Below are 2,585 nucleotides of genomic sequence, written 5' to 3'. Positions count from 1 at the left end.
CAAAAAGGACGGGCGGGACGCCCATCCCACAAACTTGTGGAAGTTATTTAATTCTCATTCCTTATCCAATTCTCAGTCCGCTAGGAGTGGACGAAAGTTTGTTCGCGGTTTCAACCGGCGAGGGAGCTCGGATTTGGGATCGCACCCATAAAAAAAAGTAGAGGTGCGATCGATCGCATCTCTACAGTAATTCTAAATAAGGTGCACCGAGTGCACCCTACCAATTAGCGGTTCTGGGGAACAGGAGCACTCGGTGCTCCAGAAAAAGTCGCCTCACCAGTCTTAGCCCGCTTTTTGATCAAGATAGGCTTGACGCTGTTTTCTCCACCAATCGGGGGATCTTCTTGTTGAGCGTAATCAGCGCCCATCCAAGCAGGACGGCTTTGATCGAAAGCCATTTGCAAAGCAGCAGCGGCGATCGCGTGGGAGTCGTACTCCTCGGATAACTGAGACACCAGAGGCAAGAAAGATGCCATCCGTTCGCCAGCCAAAGCTTCGCGAACTTTACCCTGCATCTTTTCCAACTGACGAGCTTCAATTTGCGCCCGTGTCGGAATGTTTCGCACCGTCAAGCTCGATCGCACGTGGCGTTCAATCAAGCGCAGTTTGCGGCGATCGACCGGTTGAATCAGCGTAATCGCCGTTCCTTCGCGACCAGCCCGGCCCGTGCGTCCGATCCGGTGAACGTAGCTTTCCACACTGTCGGGCAAATCGTAGTTAATAACGTGAGTCAAGTGATCCACGTCCAAACCCCGTGCCGCAATATCAGTCGCCACTACCCAGCGCACCTGACATTGGCGGAACCGATGCAGCAAGCGTTCCCGCTGTGCCTGATTCAAATTACCGTGATACTCATCAACGCTGTGACCTGCTGCTTGCAGTTGGCTGGTGAGTTCTGCAGCCGACTGCCGAGTCCGCACAAATATCAGTGCAGATTCCGGGTCTTCCATTTCTAGGATTGGCTGTAGAGCTCTTGCCTTCGACCAGCCACGGGGAATCATGTACACGCCTTGGCTGATGCGCTTTGGCGTTGCTTTTGGCTGTTCTACGGTGACGTTGACTGGGTTACGCAAATGCCGCGCCACCAGTTTCCGAATGGAAGGTTCCATCGTCGCCGAGAAAAATGCCGTTTGACGTTCTTGTGGTGCTGCATCCAAGATTTTTTCCACATCTTGAATAAAGCCCATGCTCAGCATTTCGTCAGCTTCATCCAAAACCAGCCATTTTACCTTGTCTAGTTTCAGGCTGCCGCGGCTGAGCATATCCAATATGCGTCCGGGTGTACCGACAACGACGTGAACGCCGCGCTTCAAACGCTGCATTTGACGATCGATCGATTGACCGCCGTACACTGTCAGAACTTGCAGAGAGCGACCCACTTTTACCGGGCCGTCGCTGCTGATGCCGCTCAAATCGCGGATGGCTTCAGTTACTTGCATCGCCAATTCGCGAGTCGGCGTCAGCACCAGTGCTTGCACCGCAGTTACATCTAAATCAATCCGCTCCAAGATGGGCAACGAGAATGCTGCCGTTTTGCCTGTCCCTGTTTGGGCTTGACCCACAACGTCGCGACCTGCTAACAGGTGCGGAATTGCTTGTACTTGGATGGGAGTAGGTTCTGTAAAGCCTAGTGTTTCCAGATGGAGAACGAGTTCTTCCGAAAGACCTAAGCCTTCAAACAATAAATTCATTAATGCTCCTAATAACGAGTCTTAGCCTTCTAAGTTGCCCAACTCGGATGCGGATTTCTGCTCGGCGGCAGGAACTCATAAGAGTTCTTTATGGTGCTGCGCCTGCGCGCACCTTCTTAAATAGCAATCGAGTATAGGGCAGCTCCGTCGATGGTGACTAAATTTACCAATTCGACAGCCGTCTTTGATTTTGTGACATCACCGATACCAACCGCCAGCGGTCGGCTTATGGGCTTCCAACATTCTTAAAATAGGACATTGGACTTCCTTTGAGGTACTTGCAAGCTTTCCCTCTTAGGCATTTTATAGTGAGGATCATGCCAGCCCCACTTCACTACAACATAGTAGTAATAGGTTTGTTGGTTCAGGCGCTATCCCGCAATCCGTCGCCTGCGGGATTGAGCAGGGGATGCAGCGACCGTTACCGCCTATCCATCTCAACACTCTTTCGGGATACCGTTGTGGTGTAGGGCGGACGGCGAAGCAATCTCAAATTCTCCCCGCTTATTTCTGGCTTGTTACTATCATAACTCTTTACATTCAGAAACAAAACATTAAATTCGTTAAAATTTTCCGATCGTTCTGTAGAGATAACCGCACCCCGAGGGGGAGCGTCGATTGCCAGATAGGGGCTAAAAAAGTTTAGAACCCTTTGCTACCTATCTTTGCACAATATTGTACAAACCGTTACTTTTGCTGCACAATCCGCTAATCATTTTTGGCTGGTGTCTGGTTTTTGTTCGCCACACCGTCTCAGGCGACAGTTCCAGCAACACTTACACTTGACCCCGCCTAGCACCGGATACAGTGCCACGTGAACTCATGAGGGTCGATCCCACAATTTTAGACAAAAGATCGAGCTCCCAGATCAGTCTGTGCAGTCAATCTAAAATC

The 2,585-nt window shown here is 50.8% G+C and carries 1 protein-coding gene; it reads right to left on the bottom strand.

The genetic code is table 11. The annotated features are described in order from the left end of the window. Nucleotides 1-224: 224 nt before the first annotated feature. Nucleotides 225-1,691, bottom strand: a complete 1,467-nt coding sequence (locus tag QUB12_RS02045) for a DEAD/DEAH box helicase (RefSeq protein WP_333109100.1) — start codon at nucleotides 1,689-1,691, stop codon at nucleotides 225-227. Nucleotides 1,692-2,585: the final 894 nt, after the last annotated feature.

The sequence above is a fragment of the Microcoleus sp. B7-D4 genome, assembly GCF_036705125.1.
In the GTDB taxonomy this organism is placed as follows: Bacteria; Cyanobacteriota; Cyanobacteriia; order Cyanobacteriales; family Microcoleaceae; genus Microcoleus.
Note: the sequence above shows the minus strand (reverse complement) of the source record. Positions and strands in the feature narration are given on the sequence as shown.